General features: G+C 72.2%; 16 protein-coding genes. 8 read left to right on the forward strand and 8 right to left on the reverse strand.

Going from position 1 to position 19,925, the window contains the following annotated elements; translation table 11 throughout:
* The first annotated feature begins 5 nt into the window (after positions 1-5).
* The 4 genes from ACFWRV_RS25490 (at position 6) to ACFWRV_RS25505 (ending at position 6,399) form a co-directional block, all read left to right on the forward strand.
* A complete protein-coding gene (locus ACFWRV_RS25490) occupies positions 6-2,567 on the forward strand; it encodes a DUF4118 domain-containing protein (protein WP_384338064.1) in 2,562 nt (853 codons plus the stop codon).
* Between the two features lie 297 nt (positions 2,568-2,864).
* The gene (locus tag ACFWRV_RS25495; RefSeq protein ID WP_384338065.1) at positions 2,865-4,118 is read left to right on the forward strand and encodes a lycopene cyclase family protein; all 1,254 of its coding nucleotides are present in this window, start codon (positions 2,865-2,867) and stop codon (positions 4,116-4,118) included.
* Positions 4,115-4,843, forward strand: a complete 729-nt coding sequence (locus ACFWRV_RS25500) for a class I SAM-dependent methyltransferase (protein WP_384338066.1) — start codon at positions 4,115-4,117, stop codon at positions 4,841-4,843. The genes ACFWRV_RS25495 and ACFWRV_RS25500 overlap by 4 nt, the downstream gene beginning before the upstream one ends.
* A 5-nt stretch (positions 4,844-4,848) precedes the next feature.
* A complete protein-coding gene (locus tag ACFWRV_RS25505) occupies positions 4,849-6,399 on the forward strand; it encodes an FAD-dependent oxidoreductase (protein ID WP_384338078.1) in 1,551 nt (516 codons plus the stop codon).
* Positions 6,400-6,444: 45 nt separating this feature from the next.
* Here ACFWRV_RS25505 and ACFWRV_RS25510 read toward each other — a convergent pair whose 3' ends face one another.
* Genes ACFWRV_RS25510 through ACFWRV_RS25525 form a run of 4 tightly spaced genes read right to left on the reverse strand, consistent with a single transcriptional unit; the run spans position 6,445 to position 11,265 of the window.
* Positions 6,445-7,455, reverse strand: coding sequence for a DUF5914 domain-containing protein (locus ACFWRV_RS25510; protein WP_384338067.1), 1,011 nt, complete (start codon positions 7,453-7,455; stop codon positions 6,445-6,447).
* Positions 7,452-8,480, reverse strand: coding sequence for a phytoene/squalene synthase family protein (locus tag ACFWRV_RS25515; RefSeq protein ID WP_384338068.1), 1,029 nt, complete (start codon positions 8,478-8,480; stop codon positions 7,452-7,454). Before ACFWRV_RS25515 ends, ACFWRV_RS25510 begins: the two co-directional genes overlap by 4 nt.
* Entirely contained in the window at positions 8,477-9,994 is a 1,518-nt protein-coding gene (locus ACFWRV_RS25520) for a phytoene desaturase (protein WP_384338069.1), read from the reverse strand. Before ACFWRV_RS25520 ends, ACFWRV_RS25515 begins: the two co-directional genes overlap by 4 nt.
* Entirely contained in the window at positions 9,991-11,265 is a 1,275-nt protein-coding gene (locus ACFWRV_RS25525; protein ID WP_384338070.1) for a polyprenyl synthetase family protein, read from the reverse strand. The genes ACFWRV_RS25520 and ACFWRV_RS25525 overlap by 4 nt, the downstream gene beginning before the upstream one ends.
* 540 nt (positions 11,266-11,805) lie before the next feature.
* Between ACFWRV_RS25525 and ACFWRV_RS25530 the strand changes: the two genes are divergently transcribed.
* Positions 11,806-12,804 carry an RNA polymerase sigma factor SigF gene (locus tag ACFWRV_RS25530; protein WP_384338071.1) on the forward strand — a complete coding sequence of 333 codons (999 nt, stop codon included), beginning with the start codon at positions 11,806-11,808 and terminating at the stop codon, positions 12,802-12,804.
* 222 nt (positions 12,805-13,026) lie between these two features.
* Positions 13,027-13,431, forward strand: coding sequence for an FKBP-type peptidyl-prolyl cis-trans isomerase (locus tag ACFWRV_RS25535; RefSeq protein WP_384338072.1), 405 nt, complete (start codon positions 13,027-13,029; stop codon positions 13,429-13,431).
* Positions 13,432-13,547: 116 nt separating this feature from the next.
* On the opposite strand, the gene ACFWRV_RS25540 is transcribed toward ACFWRV_RS25535, so the two are convergent.
* Positions 13,548-14,162 carry a TetR/AcrR family transcriptional regulator gene (locus tag ACFWRV_RS25540; RefSeq protein ID WP_384338073.1) on the reverse strand — a complete coding sequence of 205 codons (615 nt, stop codon included), beginning with the start codon at positions 14,160-14,162 and terminating at the stop codon, positions 13,548-13,550.
* 169 nt (positions 14,163-14,331) lie between these two features.
* Positions 14,332-15,576 (reverse strand): NADH:flavin oxidoreductase/NADH oxidase family protein, encoded by a 1,245-nt coding sequence (locus tag ACFWRV_RS25545; RefSeq protein WP_384338079.1) that lies wholly within the window; start codon positions 15,574-15,576, stop codon positions 14,332-14,334.
* A gap of 255 nt (positions 15,577-15,831) precedes the next feature.
* Between ACFWRV_RS25545 and ACFWRV_RS25550 the strand changes: the two genes are divergently transcribed.
* A complete protein-coding gene (locus ACFWRV_RS25550; protein ID WP_384338074.1) occupies positions 15,832-16,806 on the forward strand; it encodes an alpha/beta hydrolase in 975 nt (324 codons plus the stop codon).
* 32 nt (positions 16,807-16,838) lie between these two features.
* Here ACFWRV_RS25550 and ACFWRV_RS25555 read toward each other — a convergent pair whose 3' ends face one another.
* Entirely contained in the window at positions 16,839-17,732 is an 894-nt protein-coding gene (locus tag ACFWRV_RS25555) for a bile acid:sodium symporter family protein (protein WP_384338075.1), read from the reverse strand.
* Positions 17,733-18,046: 314 nt separating this feature from the next.
* Between ACFWRV_RS25555 and ACFWRV_RS25560 the strand changes: the two genes are divergently transcribed.
* Positions 18,047-18,880, forward strand: coding sequence for a PIG-L family deacetylase (locus ACFWRV_RS25560; protein WP_384338076.1), 834 nt, complete (start codon positions 18,047-18,049; stop codon positions 18,878-18,880).
* Positions 18,881-18,931: 51 nt separating this feature from the next.
* Here the strand turns inward: ACFWRV_RS25560 and ACFWRV_RS25565 are convergent, their stop codons facing one another.
* Entirely contained in the window at positions 18,932-19,876 is a 945-nt protein-coding gene (locus tag ACFWRV_RS25565) for an oxygenase MpaB family protein (protein WP_384338080.1), read from the reverse strand.
* Positions 19,877-19,925: the final 49 nt, after the last annotated feature.

Raw genomic sequence — 19,925 nt, forward strand, 5'->3', positions numbered from 1 at the left:
TCATCATGGGACGCGGAAAGCTGCGGATCTACCTCGGGGCGGCACCGGGCGTCGGCAAGACGTACGCGATGCTCTCGGAAGCCCATCGGCGGGTGGAGCGGGGCACCGACGTGGTCATCGGATTCGTGGAACACCACAACCGGCCGCGGACCGAGGTCATGCTGCACGGACTGGAGCTCCTGCCGCGCCGGGAGCTGGAGTACCGCGGCACCGCGTTCACCGAGATGGACGTGGACGCGGTGCTGGAGCGCGCCCCGGCGGTGGCCCTGGTCGACGAGCTGGCCCACACCAATGTCCCCGGCTCGCGGAACGCCAAGCGCTGGCAGGACGTCGAGGAGCTGCTGAAGGCCGGGATCGACGTCGTATCCACGGTGAACATCCAGCATCTGGAGTCCCTGGGCGATGTCGTGGAGTCGATCACGGGGGTACGGCAGCGGGAGACGGTCCCGGACGAGGTGGTGCGCCGGGCCGACCAGATCGAGCTGGTCGACATGTCGCCCCAGGCGCTGCGCCGGCGCATGGCGCACGGCAACATCTACCAGCCCGACAAGATGGACGCGGCCCTCTCGAACTACTTCCGCCCCGGCAACCTCACCGCGTTGCGGGAACTGGCGCTGTTGTGGACCGCGGACCGGGTCGACGAGTACCTCCAGCAGTACCGGGGCGAGCACAACATCCGCTCCACCTGGCAGGCCCGCGAACGCATCGTCGTCGGGCTCACCGGCGGGCCCGAGGGCCGCACCCTCATCCGCCGCGCCTCCCGCCTCGCGGAGAAGGGGGCCGGCGGCGAGGTGCTGGCCGTCTACATCGCGGCCAGCGACGGACTGAAGTCGGTGTCGCCCAAGGAACTGGCCGTCCAGCGCACCCTCGTCGAAGATCTCGGCGGTACCTTCCACCACGTGATCGGGGACGACGTGCCCTCGGCCCTGCTGGAGTTCGCCCGCGGGGTCAACGCCACCCAGATCGTCCTCGGCGTCAGCCGCCGCAAGTCCTGGCAGTACATGCTCGGGCCGGGCGTCAGCGCGACCGTCGCCCGCGAGTCCGGTCCGGACCTGGACGTCCACATCGTCACCCACGACTCCGTCGCCAAGGGCCGAGGGCTGCCGATCGCCCGCGGCGCACGGCTCGGCCGGGCCCGGATCCTCTGGGGCTGGCTCGTCGGCGTCGCCGGACCCGCCCTCCTCGCCCTGCTGCTCAGTACCGTCGTCCCCGACGTCGGGCTCGCCAACGACATGCTGCTGTTCCTCACCGCCACCGTCGCGGCAGCCCTGCTCGGCGGCATGCTGCCCGCCCTCGCCTCAGCCGCCTTCGGCTGCCTGCTGCTGAACTACTACTTCACCCCGCCCCTGGGCCGGTTCACGATCGCCGACCCCAACAACATCGTCGCCATCGTGATCTTCGTCGGGGTGGCCGTCTCCGTCGCCTCCGTCGTCGACCTGGCGGCTCGCCGGACCCACCAGGCGGCACGGCTGCGCGCCGAGTCGGAGATCCTCTCCTTCCTCGCGGGCAGCATCCTGCGGGGGGAGAACTCCCTCGACGCGCTGCTGGAGCGGCTCCGGGAAACCTTCGCCATGGACTCCGTCGCCCTCCTGGAGCGGGCGAGCGAGGTCGAGCCCTGGACCTGTACGGCGGCAGTCGGCGCCCCTCCCGTCGGCCGCCCCGAGGACGCCGACGTCGACATACCCGTGGGGGAGAACCTGGCCCTGGTCCTGAGCGGCCGGGCGCTGCCCGCCGAGAACCGTCGGGTCCTGGGCGCCTTCGCCGCCCAGGCGGCCGTGGCACTGGACCGCCAGCGCCTGGTCGACCAGGCCGAGGAGGCACGCGAACTCGCCGAGAGCGACCGCTTCCGCACCGCCCTCCTCGCCGCCGTCAGCCACGACCTCCGTACCCCCCTGGCAGGCATCAAGGCATCGGTCACCTCGCTGCGCTCCCACGACGTCGCCTGGTCGGAGACGGACCGCGAGGCCCTGCTGGAGGGCATCGAGGACGGGGCCGACCGCCTCTCGGCACTCATCGGCAACCTCCTGGACATGTCCCGCCTCAACACGGGCACCGTCGTCCCGCTGATCCGGGAGACGGACCTGGACGAAGTGGTTCCCATGGCCCTGGGCGGCGTCCCCGACGGCAGCGTGGAACTGGACATCCCGGAAACCCTGCCGATGGTCGCCGTCGACCGCGGGCTGCTGGAACGCATCGTCGCCAACATCGTCGAGAACGCCGTCAAGTACAGCCCGGAGAACCTGCCGGTCCTCGTCTTCGCCGGGACTCTGCACGACCGGGTCGAACTCCGCGTCGTCGACCGCGGCCCCGGTGTCCCCGACGCGGCGAAGGACCACATCTTCGAACCCTTCCAGCGTCTCGGCGACGCCCCGCGGGGCGCGGGGGTCGGGCTCGGCCTGGCCGTCGCGCGCGGCTTCACCGAGGCGATCCGCGCCACCCTCACCGCCGAGGACACCCCGGGCGGCGGCCTCACCATGGTCCTGTCCCTGCCGGTCGCCGCGACCGTTCCGCCCTTCCCGCCCGACGAGCCTCCCGCCCCCCGCACCAGGACGAACCATTCCGAATGATCACCTGCCGAGCCGGCTTCAGGAGGCCTCCGGGAGGAAACCTCCGGGCACGGCATCACCCGAAGACGGGGTCGGCTCACGATCGGCACGTTTGAGCGGCAGGCGAGCGGTCAGGCGGAGGGAGGCTGCCGACCAGGAGCCGACGGGCCTCTCCGCCATTCAGGTGGCAGCCGCGGCTCGGGCCGGGTCCGGAATCGGTCGGCGGGATACGGTCGGGCAGCAAGCAACTCGCCCGGTCTGCCGGTGTGGAGGACATCGGCTTCGCACACCGGGGGTTCGTCCGACCGAGAGGAAGCCGTGCCGGCCGACTTCGATGTGGTCATCGTGGGGGCCGGAGCGGCCGGGCTCAGCCTGGCGCACCACTTGTGCGCCCCGAACAGCCCCACACCGCTGTCGGTCGCCCTTGTCGACGCCCCGCCGGGGCCCCTGAGGCCGCCGCCCCGGACGTGGTGCTTCTGGGAGCCGCCGGGCGGCGCCTATGACTCGTCTCTGGCCGCCTCCTGGCCGCAGTTGCGGGTCCGGGCGGCCGACGGCCCCTGCACGGTGTCCCGGTTCTCCCGGCTGCGCTACAAGATGCTGCGGTCGGACGCCTTCGAAGCACTGGTCGAACGGCGGTTGTCCCTCACGCCGGCGCTGTGCCGGATCGATGCGACCGTGAGCGCCGTACGCGACGTTCCGTACGGCGGCGAGGTCCTGACGCAGGACGCGTCCGGCGAAAGCGTCCTCGCGCGCGGACGCCTCGTCTTCGACTCCCGCCCGCCCCGTCGCCTGCCCCCGGCTCGCACCACCCTGCTCCAGCACTTCACCGGCTGGTTCGTCCGCACCGAGCGGCCCCTGTTCGATCCGGCGACCGCGGACCTGATGGACTTCCGTACGCCGCAGCCCGCCCATGGGCTCTCGTTCGGCTATGTCCTGCCTCTGGACCCGCACACGGCGCTGGTCGAGTACACCGAGTTCTCCGCCGCCCCGCTGGACGCCGACGGCTACCGGCGAGCCTTGCGCCACTACACCGACGAAATCTTGAGACTGGGGCGATTCCACGTCACGGCGCGGGAGCACGGCGTCATCCCCATGACGGACGGTCACTTCCCCCACCGGCAGGGGCGTTCGGTGTACCGCATCGGCACGGCCGGAGGCGCGACCCGGCCCTCCACCGGCTACACCTTCGCCGCGGTGCAGCGGCAGAGCCGGGCCATCGCCGCCCAGCTGCGCGCCGGACGGCCGCTGCGCATGCCTCTGCCGTACGGGCGTCGGGCGCGTGCGATGGACGCGGTGATGCTGCGCGCCCTGGACAGCGGCCGGGTGGACGGCGCCGACTTCTTCGGCCGCCTCTTCCGCGGCGTTCCCGGCGAGCGGCTGCTGCGATTCATGGACGGCGGTTCGCGGCTGCACGAGGACCTGCTGATCGGCCTGCGGACACCGATGGTTCCCATGCTGCGAACCGTCGTCGAACTCCCCTTCAGACCCCGGCGTGAAGGACCTGTCACCTTGTCGTCCCCCTCACCGATCTCACCGATCTCCCCGACCGACCACGAAGAGAGCACCCCATGACCCTGTTGTGCGGCGACGCACTGTCCGCGGCCTTCGACCGCGGCTCCGCCGCCTACGACCGGCTCGTCGCGGCCAGCCCCGGCTACCACACGCACCTGCGCCGGTCGGCCCGCCGGCTCGGTCTGGCGGAGGAGGGACGCGGACTGCGCGTGCTCGACCTGGGATGCGGAACGGGCGCCTCCACAGCCGCGCTTCTCGCCGCCGCCCCGCACGCCCGGATCACCGGCGTCGACGCCTCCAGCGGCATGCTGGACCGGGCGAAGGCCAAGAGCGGGCTGGCCGGCGTCGACTTCGTGCACGCGCCGGTGGAGGAGCTGGCCGACCGGCTGCGGCCCGGCTCCTACGACGCGGTGTTCGCCGGATACCTCTTCCGCAACCTCGACGACCCCGACAAGACCCTCGACCTGGTACGTCGCCTGCTCGTTCCGCGCGGCCGCCTCGCCGTCCACGACTACACGCTCAGCGGATCACCCGTCCACCGTGCCGTTTGGAACACGGTCTGCTCGGTGGTCATCCAGCCCGCCGGACGGCTCGCCGGGGACGCCGACCTCTACCGTCACCTCCGCGACAGTGTCGTCCGGTTCGACACGGCGCCCGCGTTCGCCCGGCGGTTGCGCCGGGCCGGCTTCGCCGACGTTCGCGTGTCGCCGCTGCCCGGTTGGCAGACCGGGATCACACACACCTTCACCGGCCGCACCACCGCGGGCGCGGGGGAGGGGCTGTGATCCTCCTGCGTGGCGGCGGCAGGGACGACCGGCGCGTCCGGGACCGGCGGGCGGCCGTCGTACCGGCCCCCGCCGGCCGCGCCCGGTTCACGGGAGAGGCCCCCTCGGTGGCCGTCGTCGGCGGCGGAATCGCCGGGATCGCGGCGGCCGCCCTGCTGGCCGAGCGTGGCGCGCGCGTCACGCTGTACGAACGCGAACCGGGCCTGGGCGGAAGGCTGGCGGGGTGGCCCACCGAGCTCGCCGACGGCACCACCGTGACGATGAGCCGCGGGTTCCACGCCTTCTTCCGGCAGTACTACAACCTCCGCGGCCTGCTGCGCCGGGTCGACCCGGACCTCGGCTCGCTGACCCGGTTGCCCGACTACCCGCTGCGGCACAGCTCCGGCCTGCACGACAGCTTCGCCCGGGTCCCGCGCACCCCTCCGCTCAGCGCGATGGGATTCGTCGCCCTCAGCCCCACCTTCGGCCTGCGGGACCTGATCCGGATGAACCCGAGGGCGGCTCTGCCGCTGCTGGACGTGCGGGTGCCCGAGGTCTACGACCGGATCGACTCCACCAGCGCCACCGACTTCCTCCACCGCATCCGCTTCCCGGAAGCCGCTCACCACCTGGCCTTCGAGGTCTTCTCGCGCAGCTTCTTCGCCGACCCGCGTGAACTGTCGGCCGCCGAACTGGTGCTGATGTTCCACATCTACTTCCTCGGCTCCAGCGAGGGCCTGCTCTTCGACGTCCCCGACGAACCGTTCCCCACCGCCCTGTGGGACCCGCTGCACCGCCACCTCGAAAGCCACGGCGCGCGGGTCCGGACCCGGTGCCCCGTCCGCGAGGTGCGCCCCCTGCCGGGCACCGGCCTCGACATCACCTCCGACGACGGCACCGACCGCCACGACGCTCTCGTCCTCGCCCTGGACAGCGGCGGCCTGCGCCGCGTCGTCGCCGCCTCACCGGACCTGGGCGACGCCGACTGGCGCTCACGGATCGCACGGCTGCGCACCGCCCCGCCGTTCCTCGTCTCACGGCTCTGGCTCGACCGGCCCGTGGCGCGGGACCGGCCGGGCTTCCTGGGCACCAGCGGCTACGGACCGCTGGACAACGTGAGCGTCCTGAACCGCTGGGAGGGGGAGGCCGCCCGCTGGGCCGGGCGGAACAGGGGCTCGGTCCTCGAACTGCACGCCTACGCCGTCGCGCCGGACGCCGACCGGTCCGCCGTACAGCACGACGCGCTGCGGCAACTGCACCGGATCTACCCGGAGACCCGCAGCGCCCGCGTCATCGACGAGCGCCACGAATGGCGGGCGGACTGCCCGATGTTCCCCGTGGGCGGCTACCGGGACCGGCCGGGCGTGCGCAGCCCCGACCCCGCCGTCACCGTGGCGGGGGACATGGTCCGCACCGGTCTGCCGGTGGCCCTGATGGAACGCGCGGCCACGAGCGGGTTCCTCGCCGCCAACGCCCTGCTGGAAGGGTGGGGCGTACGCGGGCAGACGCTGTGGACCGTGCCGCGCGCGGGACGGTCGGCCGTCCTGCGCGGGCTCGCGGCGCTCGGGTCCGACTGACGGAGGGGCGGTGCGGGGCCTCCCGACAGGGGCCCCGCCCGCTCGTCAGCCCGGGAACCGTCCGCTGTCGCGCAGCTCCCAGCGCCGCTCCGCGTACGCCAGGTCGTCCCGCCACAACCGGCCGGCCGAGGCACGCATCAGGGGGCGCAGCAGCGGCGCGGCGGCCCGGGCCACGGCGAACCCGCGCCGGTCCGACGCCGCGACCAGGGCGTCCGTCACGGCGGTGCGGGGCCGCCCTTGCGCGTCCGGAGGCAGGGGCGTTGCGTGGGTCTCCACCACGGACCCGGCGCCCTCGCCCTCGACGATGTGCATGACGACCGTACGGGGCTCGGGTGCCGTGAACCGGGCCCGGACCGGCACGACGAGCCGCCCGGCCACCTTGAACGACACGTCGACGGTGAACCCGTCGTCGTCCGCCGGGCGGTCGGCGGGCGTTCCGGTGACCGTCAGGTCCACGAAGGAGTACGGGTGGAACCATGCGCCGTGCCACGGGTCGAGGCGGTTGGCCACCACGTCCTCCGGCTCGCAGCGGCCGACGCCGGAGTAGACCGTCTCCACAGCCTCCCGGACCCTGGGCCGGGCGGGCACGTAGGGCCGTTCCGAAGGGGGCTCCTGGCCCAGGCGGTCGAGCCGCACCCACAGGAGGACCCCGTCGTCGAAGGCCGGATAGGGCTCCCATCCCGCGAACGGCCCGCCGTCCAGGGCCAGTCCGTGCCAGTGGCAGACCAGCGTGCCGCAGCGGACCGGGCTGTCGCGCAGGGGCGCCCCCAGATGCGGGCACGCTCCGGGGCCCGCGCGGAGCTTGCCCTCGCCGTCGCGCCAGGCCACCACCTCGGTGGAGCCGACCGTGACCCCGAGGGTCCGGCCGGGAGGAAGACCACGCGCGGCGCCGATGACGTACCAGTTGCCGGAAGGCCGGCTCTGCGCACGCTTCAGGGCCTGGGCGATCAGCGCCGGTTTCGCGTCCCGCCACGTCGGCGCCTGCCGCTCCCACGGCACGGGTGCGGACCGCAGCCGTAGCGGTATGCGCCGGGGACGCCCTGTCGCGGGGCTCATACGGTCTCCTTCCGCACCGCGCTCGCGGTCTCGGCCACCCGTGGAGGGGAGGCGGTGCGCAAGCGCGTACCCGCGACCGGCCTCTCCCGGCGTCGGCCCACGGTGCGCACGGCGACCGCCCGGACCAGTCCGTCCAGCGCCACGGCGGCCCGTCGCCGCCGCGGGACGACCGCCCGGCGGTGCAGGACCGCGTACCCGTCCGCCTCGATCGCGTCGAGGATGCCGCTGTAGAGCACGAACGCCGTACGGATGCAGGGCCGCGAGACCGGGGCGAGCATCGCGATGCCGGGCAGGGCGGCCCGGTAGACGGCCCGGTTGTGGGCTGCGGCGGCCCGCAGGACATCGGTGATCCGGCCGTCCCGCGTCCCCGTGCTCCGGCTCCACTCGAAGCGTTCCCGGTCCACCCCGTACGCCGCCAGCAGCTCGGCCGGCAGGTAGAGCCGGCCCCGGTCCAGGTCCTCGCCCACGTCCCGCAGGAAGTTGGTCAGCTGGAAGGCGACACCGAGCGCGGCCGCGTGCACCGCCGCCTCCTCGCTCGGCCCCACCGTCCCGAGCACCGGCAGCATCTGAAGACCGATCACCGCGGCCGAGCCGTGCATGTACCGGCCGAGCTCCTCGTACGAGGCGTACCCGCCGACCGTCAGATCGCTGCGCATGGAGGACAGGAAGTCGGTGAAGTGCTGATGCTCGATGCCGTACCGCCCCGCCGTGTCGGCGAGCGCGCGGATCACCGGCTCGGTGGCCCGCCCGTGCTTCAGCCCCTCGGTCAGCTGGGCCTCCAGCGCGACCAGGGCTCGGGCGCGCTCCCCGGGGGTGGCCGTGCTGTCGAGATCGTCGACGATGTCGTCGGCCCAGCGGGCGAAGCCGTACAGGGCGTGCACAGCGGGCCGACGGTCGACGGGAAGGAGCCGTGTCGCGAGGAAGTACGTCTTGCCGTGACGGGCGTTGAGGCCGCGGCAGCGGGTGTACGCGGCTCGGAGGGCGGGGTCGCGGATGCCCGCGGCATCCAGTTCACGGGCGGTCATGCGGCAGTACCTCTCGGGCGGGGTCGCGGAACGGAGGGCGGGCCGGTGATCCTCTGCGCCGCCAGTTTCCCGGAGATCAGGACCGTCGGCACGCCGACGCCGGGCGTGGTGCCGCAGCCCGCGAGGACGGCATTGGCCGTGCCCCGCACCAGGTTGCCCGGCCGGAACGGGCCGGTCTGGGGGAAGGTGTGGGCCACGGAGAACGGGGTGCCCGCCGCATGGCCCCGGGCGGTCCAGTCGACCGGAGTGACCAGCCCCTCCTCCTCGATCGCCGTGCCGAGTCCGGGCATCTCGCGGCGCTCCAGCTCGGCCAGCAGCTCGTCCCGGTAGCGGGGCCCCAGCTCGCGCCATTCCCGTACGCCGGGCCCGACCTCGGTGTTCGGGCAGGGAGCCAGCACGTAGTGGAGGTGCTTGCCCGGCGGCGCGAGAGAGGGGTCGCTCGCGGTGGGACGGGTGATGAGGAGCGAGGGGTCCGACATCAGCTCGCCGGTGCGGGTGAGTTCGTGGAAGGTGCTCTTCCAGGCCGCGCCGAACGAGATGGTGTGGTGCGCCAGATCCGGCCAGGTGCGGTCCGTGCCCGCGTGCAGGATCACCGCGGACGGCGAGTGCCGCAGGGGGAGCGGCCGGTGCGGGCTGCGGCCGAGGAGCCGGTAGCTGACGGGCAGGTCGGGGGTCAGGACCACCGCGTCGCAGGCGATGCGCTCCTGGTCGGTGACGACCGCGGTGACCCGGTCGCCCGATCGCTCCAGCCGGGTCACGCTCTGCCCGTAACGGAAGGACGCTCCCGCGTCGGCGGCCGCGTCCGCCATCGCCCGGGGCAGCGCGTGCATGCCGCCCCGGGGGAAGTACACCCCGGCCACCGTGTCCATGTAGGCGATGACCGCGTACGCGGCCAGCGCCCGCGCCGGAGGCACACCCGCGTACAGCGCCTGGAAGGAGAAGACCCTGCGCAGCCGTTCGTCCGAGACGAAGTGCCCGATCCGCGCGTCGAGCCGGCCGAAACCGCCGAGGGCGGCGAGCCGGGCGAGGTCCGGGTGGACGAGTTGGAGCGGCGAGTCGAAGTTGGCGTCGATGAAACGGCGCATCTGCACCCGGTACAGGCGTTCCAGCCAGATCCGCAGCCGCCGGTAGCCGACGGCCTGCCGGGCTCCGGCGAACTGCTCCACAGCGGCCTCCATCGCCGCGCCGTCGGTGTGCACGTCGAGCTGGGAGCCGTCCGCGAACCGAGCCCGGTAGGCAGGGTCCAGCCGGATCAGCTCCAGCCGGTCGGTCATCCGCTCCCCGACCGCGGCGAAGGCCTCCTCCACGAGATCCGGCATGGTCAGAACGGTCGGCCCGGTGTCGATCCGGAAGCCGCCCGTCTCCAGCAGTCCGGCCCGGCCGCCGGGCACGGCTTCCCGCTCGACGACCGTGACGCTGCGGCCCGTGCCGAGCAGATGGAGCGCGGCGGCCAGTCCCGAGAGACCGGCGCCGACCACCACCACATGGTCGACGGGTCCCTCGACCGTGATCACGTGGTGCCGCCTTCCTCGGTGGCGGTCAGGACCGGGGCGGCAGCGGCCGCCCCGCTGTCGTGCCCGCGCGTCCCGCCGGTGGTGGGGGAGGGGCCGCACCGGTCTCCGGAGACCGTACGCAGCAGGCCGAGCAGCTGGCTTCCGCCGTGCGCGTCCACGTCGACGGCCTGTCCCAGACTGCGCACGGCCTGATCGTGGAGGCGCTCCGCCTCCTGTTCCACATGGGCGCGCGCCCCCGTCACCTCGAAGACGCCGCGTACGTCCGCGAGATCCTTCTCGGTGAGGTCGGCGTCGCCCGTGACGCGGCCGAGGACGGCCGTCGCCTCTTCGTCGCCCGCCGCTTCGGCCCACGTCCGGGCGACCGCCAGCAGGTAGGTCGGCTTGCCGTCCCGGATGTCGTCGCCGGACGGCTTCCCGGTCAGCGCCGGGTCGCCGAAGACGCCGAGCAGATCGTCCCGCAGCTGGAAGGCGATACCGGCGCACCGGCCGGCGTACCGCAGGGCGTCGGTGGTCCGCTCATCGGCGCCCGCCAGGGCGGCGCCGATCGCCAGCGGCCGTTCGACGGAGTACGAGGCGCTCTTGAGACAGGTGGTCCGCAGGGCCTGCGTCAGAGATGCCCCGCCGCTGACCTGGCCGTGCAGATCCAGGTACTGTCCGGCGACCATCTCGGTTCGCATGGCCCGCCAGTGGGCGCCGACTCTCCGCCGCTGGGCGGCGGACAGCATGGTCTCCGCCACCGTGTCGTCGGCCCAGACCAGTGCGAGATCCCCTGCCAGCACGGCCGCCGAGGAACCGAATGCGGAACCCCGCGCGGAATCCGGCGGGAGCCCCGCACGCTCGGCCAGACCGATGTGCAGGGCGGGCTCACCCCGGCGTAGTCGAGAGCGGTCCATCACGTCGTCATGGATCAGCGCGCAGGTCTGGATCAGCTCCAGCGCCACCCCGAGCCGCAGAGCGGACCCGGTCTCCGCCGCACCGCAGGCGCGCATCCCCCACCACAGGAGGCGGGGCCGCATCCGCTTGCCGCCGTCGAGCGTGAATCCGGCGACCCGCCGCGCCAACTCCTCGGAGAACAGCACGTCGCTCTCCACGGCCTCGGCGACTCGCTCGTCCAGTACCGCCCGTGCGGTGCGCAGGACGGCACCGACCACATCCGCGTCGACGATCTGCGCGTCCTCGGACCATGGGGCAGGGTGGCGGTGCCCGTTCGACGCGCAGGCCGGATGAGAAGGCTCGCCGAACGAGTGCTCCGTGGGCTGCAAACGGCCCATCTCACGCCCTTCCGAGATCACTGGTGATGACGAACGACTCGTCACTCCGCGCACGAGTACCCCGTTCGCGTGCGTTCGTGCACGGCCGGTCAAGAGTTCATGCCGCGCGGCAGCGGACACTGATCAGAGACGATCACGCCGACCGCACACTCCCGGGGGAGAAACGCCCCGGAAACGTCATGACGGCGGCCACCACGCCCGAATGGCCCACACGACCCGGTGCTCACGCATGCCGGCACAGGGTGCACGCGCAGTCGGAGTGCGGATCCTGAACGTCACGGCACGCAAGGAAGGGGAGCACGCTGTGCCGCCTCCGGGAGGCGAATCGCCGACCTCCCGCGGAGGGGCAAGGCCCGACCTCGGTCCGGGGGCTCCGGCATCCGGCACCGCCGTGTTTGGCCTCGCCGATCGGGGACAGGTAGTGGTCCGGCGTGCTTAGGCAACAGGCACACACAGGGGAGCGGCCTTTCGGGCCATCCTGAGGTGTCCCTCGTCGCCGCCCTCCCGTGCTCCATCATCCGCAGTCATCGGGAGACGCGCATGCTCAGCACATCGCAACACCCTCGGCGTTCCGCCGCCGAACCGGAACACGGGCTACGAACACCGTGCGGCCCGGCTGATCCGGAACGGGTCGAACGCGGCCTCCTCACGGCGGAGTTCGTGGCCGGGCATCCGGACGCGTCGATAGCCGCCGAGGCACCGCAGACGGTGGCAGACACCGGCGTGGCGACGCTTCCGAGGATCGAGGATCCCGGAAAGATCGCCCCGAAAGACGCACGGGTGATGGGAGCCCTGTTCTTCGAGCAGTTGCAGGTGCTGGAAGAGGGCACGCAGGAGTACCAGTACGCGCGGAACACTCTGATCGAGATGAACCTGTCCCTGGTGCATTTCGCGGCGAGGCGATTTCGCAATCGCGGCAGCGGTGAGATGGAGGACATCGTCCAGGTCGGCACGATCGGGCTGATCAAGGCGATCGACCGGTTCGAGCTGAGCCGGGAAGTGGAGTTCACCTCCTTCGCGATCCCCTACATGGTCGGAGAGATCAAGCGGTTCTTCCGCGACTCCACCTGGGCCGTTCACGTACCGCGCCGTCTGCAGGAACTGCGCGTCACCCTGGCCAGGACACGAGAAGAACTCGCCGGCCGGCTCGATCGCGACCCCACCGTCGCCGAACTCGCCCAGCACCTGCGACTCAGCGAGGAAGAAGTCATCGAGGGCCTCGTCGCCGCCAACGGCTACACCGCGGGCTCCCTGGATCTGCCCATCGGCGTCGAACAGAACAGCGCCGAGACCGTCACCTACGGGGACACCAAGGGCGACATCGACCCGGCACTGCAACGGGTCGAGGACCTCCACGCCCTGGCCCCGCTCCTGGAGAAGCTGGACGCGCGGGACCGCGGGATCGTGGCGATGCGCTTCGGTCAGGAGATGACGCAGGCCCAGATCGGCGAGCATCTCGGCATTTCCCAGATGCACGTTTCCCGGCTGCTGTCCCGGCTGCTCGCCGAGCTCCGCCGGGGAATGCTCATCGAGAACTGAGTGGCGCGGAGAGACGCCGGTCGGCGGTGACTGCCCGCCTCGCACGGAACGTCCACCCGCTCACCGAACAGGAGCTGCGCGACCACGTGGCCCGGGCCGTCTCTTCACCGACGAGCACGCCCGAGCCGTGCTCGACGTAACGTGATCTTCTGCCACACATGGAAGGTCCGTGTGTCCGGTCGACCCCCGTGCGGGGTTCCGGAGGCGAGCGAGGGGACCGTGATGAGCGAACTGACGAAGCCGGTGATCGAGGTTCCGGAGGGCGACGCCCCCACCGAACTGACCATCCGGGACCTCGTGGTCGGGGACGGGCCCGAGGCGCTGCCGGGCCGGGTCGTCCAGGTCCACTACGCAGGGGTGACGTTCGCGTCCGGGCGGGAGTTCGACTCCTCCTGGGAGGAGGACCGGCCGTTCAAGTTCGCCGTGGGCGGTGGCAGGGCCATCAAGGGCTGGGACCGGGGGGTGAGGGGAATGAGGGTCGGCGGCCGGCGCGAGATCATCGTTCCCCCGCGTCTCGGTTACGGCAAGCAGTCACCGTCCGCGCTGATCCCGCCGGGCTCGACGCTGATCTTCGTCGTGGACCTGCTCACGGTGGTGGGCGGCCCGCCGGACCGAGGCACGGCGTGACGGGCACGGGCCACCATCCGTGATCGGCCTCCGATGGGCTGGTACGGGGGAGGGGGCGGGCGTACGAGAGATCCGGCAGCGGCTGTCGCTCCTCGCGGCGCCGGAGGAGTCGGCGCTCAGGCCGCCGACCGAGCGGCTGCTGCCGAACCGGACAGCGCAGGGGAGGCGTTGAAGAGCGCGTGGACGGCGGAGGTGACCTGCGCGGCCACGGCCTCGGGGGTGGAGGAGTCGAGCTTGCCGTCGAGGTGCAGGAACGCGAGACCGTGGACGAGGGCCCACACCGTGGTCGACAGGGCGCCCGCGTCCACATCGGGGAAGGTGGCTTCGACGATGGTGCGGACGTACGCCGAGATGGCCTCGGTCGCGGCGACGCGCTCCTCGCTGGTGGGGTCGCAGGGCTCCGCGAACATCGCCCGGAACAGGGCGGGGTGCTCCAGCGCGAACCGTACGTAGGCGACGGCGACCGCGGCGAGTTCATCGGGTGTCGAGGGTGCGGGATGGGCCTGTGCGAGGTGTCCGGCGAGCTCGCGGTACCCCTCGGCGGCCACCGCGGAGACGAGGGCCTCGCGGTCGGCGTAGTGGCGGTAGGGGGCCGTCGCCGACACTCCGGCACGCCGGGCCACCGCGCGCAGCGAGAGTCCTGCGCTGCCGTCCTCCTCCAGGAGTTCGCGCGCGGCACGAAGGCAGGCGGCGCGCAGGTCGCCGTGGTGGTACGTGCTGCTCTGAGCCATGGACCGCACTTCCCTCGTTTGTCATGCCCACATCTCCTCCCTGATGTGAACGTTGTATACATGTTAGGTGATCGGCGAGGAAGGAGAAACCGAGGCCGCCCGCGAGCGGTGCCCCGCGCCGCTTCTCCCGGGAACGCCTCGGCGTGGCGGGGGCGGGTGGATCGGCCGCTCAGGCCGCGCCCCGGGGCTTCGCCAGCCAGGCACGGTAGCGGCGCAGGGCGGTGCGCTGCCTGCGCTGTTCTGCGACCAGGGCGAGCGCCGGGTGGGTGCCTGGCCTGGGGGCGCTGCCGCGGGCGAGGCGGCGCATCTGGTGGCGGACCTGCGCCATGCTCGCGGCGGACGCGAGGGCCTTGTCGGACCAGGTCACCGGACGCATCGTGCGGTCCGCCTCGCGACTGCCGCGCCAGCGGTGGGGCAGGTCGGGCGTGACGGCGAGCGCGGTGCCCATGCCGATGACCGCCACGCCGCTGTCGAGGACCTTCTCCGCGGTCTCGCGCCGGGTGATGCCGCCGGTGAGCATCAGGGGGATCGGGCTGGTGGTGACCAGGTCCCTGGCCAGGTCCAGGAAGTACGCCTCGCGGGCCTGGGTGCGCGCATCGGTGGACCTGCCGGTCATGGCCGGGCTCTCGTAGCTGCCGCCGGAGAGTTCGACCAGGTCGACGTCGAGGGGTTCGAGCATCTCGATGACCTGGCGGGCGTCCTCGGCGTCGAACCCGCCGCGCTGGAAGTCGGCGGAGTTGAGCTTGACCGCGACCGCGAAGGACGGCGAGACGGCGGCCCGTACGGCGCTGACGATGTCGAGCAGCATCCGGGCGCGGTTCTCCAGGGGTCCGCCCCACCGGTCGGTGCGCTTGTTGACCAAGGGGGAGAGGAACTGCGACAGCAGGTAGCCGTGCGCGGCGTGGATCTCGACACCGTCGAAGCCGGCCTTCTCGGCGCGGTGCGCCGTCACCGCGTACCGGCTCACGGTCTCGTCGATCTGCCGCGCGGTCATGGCGGTGGGGCGGCCGAACCGGCTGCTGTGCTTGCCCAGGCTGACGCCGATGTCGGACGGACCCCATACGACGCCGGGCATCCCGGAGGCGACCTGGCGGCCGGGGTGGTTGATCTGCATCCATATCGCGCCGCCGCCGGACCTGCCCGCCTCGGCCCACTCGGTGAACGGCGCCAGCGGAGCGTTCTCGTCGAGCACGACACCGGCGGGGCCGGTCAGCGCCTCCGCGTGGACCATGACGTTGCCGGTGATCAACAGCCCCGTACCGCCGGCCGCCCACCGCCGGTACAGCGTGAACAGCCGCTCGTCGGGCACCTGGCCGTCGCCGGCCATGTTCTCCTCCATCGCCGCTTTCGCGATCCGGTTCCTCAGTGCCTGCCCGGAGCGCAGGGGCAGCGGTGAGAACAGCTCGCCGGTCATGTCGATTCTCTCTTCCTTCGTGATCACCTACGATGTGTGCACCACTTACATTAGCTGAGCGCCTGACGGGCTTCGGTGTCGGTTGCGGGGGACGAACAGGGCGCGAAGGATGGAATCGCTCATTGCCGTCCGGGGCGCGCCCGGCTCCAGCAGCTGATGGGGCCGAATGAACAGGGCGCACGGGCGGGTCCGTGACCGGGCCGCACATGTGTGCCGCGGACAGGACGCAGGGTGAGCCCACGAAAGGGAGTTGACATGACTGACCTACCTCCTCCGATCACCCCCTACCTCGAACCCGCCGCGAAGGCGCTGTGCGAGGCCACGGATCCCCACCCGCGGATCTACGAGGTCCCGCCCGAGAAGGGCCGCGACATCCTGCTCGGCCTGCAGAGCGATGCGAGCGTGCCCCGCCCGGACGTCGACGAGGAGTGGGTCGACGTGGACTCGGGCCAGTGGGGCACGGTCCGCACCCGGATCATCCGGCCCAAAGGGGCCACCGGGCCGCTGCCGGTGGTGTTCTACATCCACGGCGCCGGCTGGGTCTTCGGCGACGACAAGACCCACGACCGCCTCTTCCGCGAACTCGCAGTCGGGGCCGGTGCGGCCGGGGTCTTCCCCGTCTACGACCGTGCGCCCGAGGCGAAGTACCCCACCCAGGTCGAGCAGAACTACGCCGTGGGCCAGTGGGTCCTGAGGCACGGGGCGGAGCACGGGCTGGACACCTCGCGGATCGCGGTCACCGGCGAGTCGGTGGGCGGCTGCATGTCGGCGGTGTTCGCGCTGATGAACAAGGAGCGCGGGGGCATCGACCTCAAGGCGCAGGTCCTGCTGTACCCGGTCGCCGACGCCGACTTCAACACCCCGTCGTACCTCCAGTTCGCCGAGGGCTACTACCTCACCCGCGACGGCATGAAGTGGTTCTGGGACGCCTACATCGGCAACCCCGCCCACCGCGCCGAGGCGTACGCCGCGCCGCTCCGGGCCTCCCGGGAGCAGCTCCGGGGCCTGCCCACCACGCTGGTCATCACCGACGAGGCCGACGTCCTGCGCGACGAGGGCGAGAAGTACGCCAACCGGCTGCGCGAGGCCGGCGTGGACGTGACCTCCGTCCGGGTGGCCGGCATGGTCCACGACTTCCTCCTGCTGGACAGCCTGCGCGACACCCGCGCCGCGAACGTCGCCCGCACCCTCGCCGTCGACGCGCTCAAGGCGGCCCTGCACGACGGCTGAGGCGATCTGCCGTGACGCCGAGCCCGCGCCGGTCAGCCCGCCGGCGCGGCTTCCTCCGCGGGGCGTCGCGTGCCCACACGGGTCATCAGCAGCCCGGCGAGCGCCGCGACGGGATAGGCGAGTACGCCGTAGACGGCCGCGGGCACGGCCAGGCTGACGCTGCCGAGCACGCTGATCGCCAGCGTCATGGCGACGGCGCTGTTGTGCACGCCGATCTCCATGGAACAGGCGATCGCCTGCCGCTTCTCGACGCGCGCCAGGCGCGGCACGAAGTATCCCGTGGCCAGGCTCAGCACACAGAAGAGCAGCGCCACGGGCCCCGCGTCCGCGAGATAGTCGGCGATGTCGCTCCGCTCGGCGAGCACCGCGCCGATGATCACCGCGACGAGGACGACGACCGACAGGAGGCGTACCGGCCGGTCCATGCGGCGTGCGAAGGCTTCCGAACGCCGGCGTACGATCAGCCCGATCACGACCGGCGCGAGCACCAAGGCGAAGACCTGGAGCACCTTGCCGAACTGCAGCCCGAGACCGTCCTCCCCGATCCCCGGCTCGAAGTGGAGCAGGGCGAAGTTCGCGATGACCGGCAGCGTCACGAGCGCCACGACCGCGTTGATCGCCGTGAGCGTGACGTTCAACGCCACGTCACCGCCGAAGAGATGGCTGAAGAGGTTGGCCGTCGTCCCGCCGGGAGAAGCGGCCAGCAGCATCATCCCGACGGCGAGTTCGGGGGAGAGGCCGAAGGCGACGACCAGGCCGAAACACGCGGCGGGCAGCAGTACCGCCTGGCAGAGCAGCGCTACGACGACGGCGCGTGGATGCCGGCGTACCCGCCGGAAGTCGTCGGCGGTCAGGGACAGGCCCAGTCCGAACATGATGACGGCGAGGGCGACCGGGAGCATGACGGTGGCGATGGGAGAGTCCATGTACGGCTTCGTCTCCTGGGCGGGGGAGGTGGCGGCGTCGGCGCTGCCGCATGAACGTAACGTCGCAATGTGTACACCGTCAACACTCTGGCAGGTGGATTTCGGCCGCACGCCCTGCTCCGTCAGGGACCGACTGCCCGCGTCGGGAACAGCGGGCCCGGTCGGCACGGTTGCATCGACCGAGGGGCCGGCGTCGTGCGGACGGGGAACACGGAGTCCGCTGGGGCGCCGGCCCGGTCAGGGCCTGAGCCCTGGAATCGCGGTACGCCCGCCGCGAACTCGGACCACCACTTATCTCCGCAGGAGGACTTTTCATGACTGACCGGCCCTTGACCCTCATGGCAGTGCACGCCCACCCCGACGACGAGGCCACGGGAACCGGAGGGGTGCTCGCGCGGTACGCGGCGGAAGGCATCCGCACCGTTCTCGTGACCTGTACCGACGGCGGGTGCGGCGACGGGCCGGGCGGCGTCAAGCCGGGCGACCCCGGGCACGATCCGGCGGCCGTCGCCTCGATGCGCAGTGAAGAGCTCAGGGCGAGCTGTGACGTTCTGCGGGTGAGCGATCTGGAGACGCTGGACTACGCGGACTCCGGGATGATCGGCTGGCCGAGCAACGACGCTCCCGGATCCTTCTGGCAGACCCCGGTGGAGAAGGGCGCCGCCCGGCTTGCGGAACTCATGCGCCACTACCGGCCCGACGTGGTCGTCACCTACGACGAGAACGGCTTCTACGGCCACCCCGACCACATCCAGGCCCACCGCATCACGATGGCGGCGCTGGAGATGACGACGCTGACGCCGAAGGTGTACTGGACGACGATGCCGCACTCGATGATGCGGCGGTTCGGGGAGATCATGAGCGAGTCCCAGGAGGGCATGCCGGAGCCGGATCCCGCCGAGGCCGCCGCCATGGCCGAGATCGGCCTCCCCGACGACGAAGTCACCACATGGGTGGACACCACCGCGTTCAGTGATCAGAAGTTCGACGCGCTGGCCGCGCACGCCAGTCAGGGCGAGAACATCTTCTTCCTGCGGATGGGCAAGGAGAGGTTCGGCGAGTTGATGGGCATGGAGACCTTCGTCCGGGTCAAGGACACCACCGGCGCGGCCGTACCCGAGAAGGATCTCTTCGCCGGACTCCGCTGATCCGCCGGCCCGCCGTCCGCCCGGGGCCCGTACGACACGGGGCCCGCGCCCTCACGCCTCCCGCGCCCCCGCCAGCCGCCCCCGGGCCGCCGCCTGGATCTCGGAGGGGCCGAGCCCCCATTCCAGGGTGCGTCCGACGGCCGTCGCCAGGGGCCGGTCCCAGCAGGTGCGGACGGGGGACGGGCGGCGGACGCCGAGCTCGGCCCGGGCCCAGTCCGGGAGGATCCCGATCGAGGCGTTCGTGAGCACGCGGACGGCCAGCCGCTCCCGGGGCGTGCGTCCGAAGGCGCGGAGGAAGCGCACCGAGTCCAGCGCGGCCGGGGTGGCGTGGAGTCGGGGGCGCATACGGGTCAGGTAGCTCTCCGCTCCGGAAGAGGTACGCGGCACGTCGCGCGCCCCCAACTCCTCCGCCACGGGGGCGGCCTGGCGGTAGTAGGCGTCGCACTCGGCGCGGGTCAGCCGGTGCGTCCGGGGCGCGTAGGCCTGGTGGCCGGCGAGGAAGCTGCGCACCTCGGCGGTATGCACCCAGGTGAGCAGGTCGGGGTCGTCGGCTCGGTACGGCCTGCCGTCGGGGGCGGTGCCGTGCACCCGGATGTGGATGCGCCGGACGAGATCGATGACCTCGCGGGCGGCGGGCGAGGAGCCGAAGGTGGTCGTGGTGATGAACCGTACGGTCCCGTTCAGCCGCCCGACCGGATCGGCGCGGAAGTCGGAGTGCTGGTCCACCCCGGCCATCGCCAGCGGGTGCAGCGACTGGAGCATCAGGGCGGCGAACCCGCCGGTGAGCATCCCGGTGACCTGCCCGTGCACCCGCCACACCGGGTCTTCCGGCGTGATCCCGAACAACCCCGGATCGCCGGGCGGCACCGCGTACCGCTCCAGCCTGAGGTCTCCGCCGTGCAAGGCCGCCGAGAGTTCCGCCGCGATCCGGTCCCGCAGTCCCACCAACGCCTCCAGGCTCCCGTGTCCCTCGACCGAGGGTATCGAGCCGCCCACCTCATCATCGGTGCAGTGACCGGACGGGGAACCGGTGGTGGGGCCGGTG

The organism is Streptomyces sp. NPDC058576, from assembly GCF_042718715.1.
Lineage (GTDB): Bacteria > Actinomycetota > Actinomycetes > Streptomycetales > Streptomycetaceae > Streptomyces.

Excerpts from the sequence above, each read along its gene's own strand:
- ACFWRV_RS25490 (WP_384338064.1), top strand. The coding sequence starts at position 6 with ATGGGACGCGGAAAGCTGCGGATCTACCTCGGGGCGGCACCGGGCGTC.
- ACFWRV_RS25500 (WP_384338066.1), top strand. The coding sequence starts at position 4,115 with ATGACCCTGTTGTGCGGCGACGCACTGTCCGCGGCCTTCGACCGCGGC.
- ACFWRV_RS25510 (WP_384338067.1), bottom strand. The coding sequence starts at position 7,455 with ATGAGCCCCGCGACAGGGCGTCCCCGGCGCATACCGCTACGGCTGCGG.
- ACFWRV_RS25515 (WP_384338068.1), bottom strand. The coding sequence starts at position 8,480 with ATGACCGCCCGTGAACTGGATGCCGCGGGCATCCGCGACCCCGCCCTC.
- ACFWRV_RS25525 (WP_384338070.1), bottom strand. The coding sequence starts at position 11,265 with ATGGGCCGTTTGCAGCCCACGGAGCACTCGTTCGGCGAGCCTTCTCAT.
- ACFWRV_RS25530 (WP_384338071.1), top strand. The coding sequence starts at position 11,806 with ATGCTCAGCACATCGCAACACCCTCGGCGTTCCGCCGCCGAACCGGAA.
- ACFWRV_RS25535 (WP_384338072.1), top strand. The coding sequence starts at position 13,027 with ATGAGCGAACTGACGAAGCCGGTGATCGAGGTTCCGGAGGGCGACGCC.
- ACFWRV_RS25540 (WP_384338073.1), bottom strand. The coding sequence starts at position 14,162 with ATGGCTCAGAGCAGCACGTACCACCACGGCGACCTGCGCGCCGCCTGC.
- ACFWRV_RS25545 (WP_384338079.1), bottom strand. The coding sequence starts at position 15,576 with ATGACCGGCGAGCTGTTCTCACCGCTGCCCCTGCGCTCCGGGCAGGCA.
- ACFWRV_RS25550 (WP_384338074.1), top strand. The coding sequence starts at position 15,832 with ATGACTGACCTACCTCCTCCGATCACCCCCTACCTCGAACCCGCCGCG.
- ACFWRV_RS25555 (WP_384338075.1), bottom strand. The coding sequence starts at position 17,732 with ATGGACTCTCCCATCGCCACCGTCATGCTCCCGGTCGCCCTCGCCGTC.
- ACFWRV_RS25560 (WP_384338076.1), top strand. The coding sequence starts at position 18,047 with ATGACTGACCGGCCCTTGACCCTCATGGCAGTGCACGCCCACCCCGAC.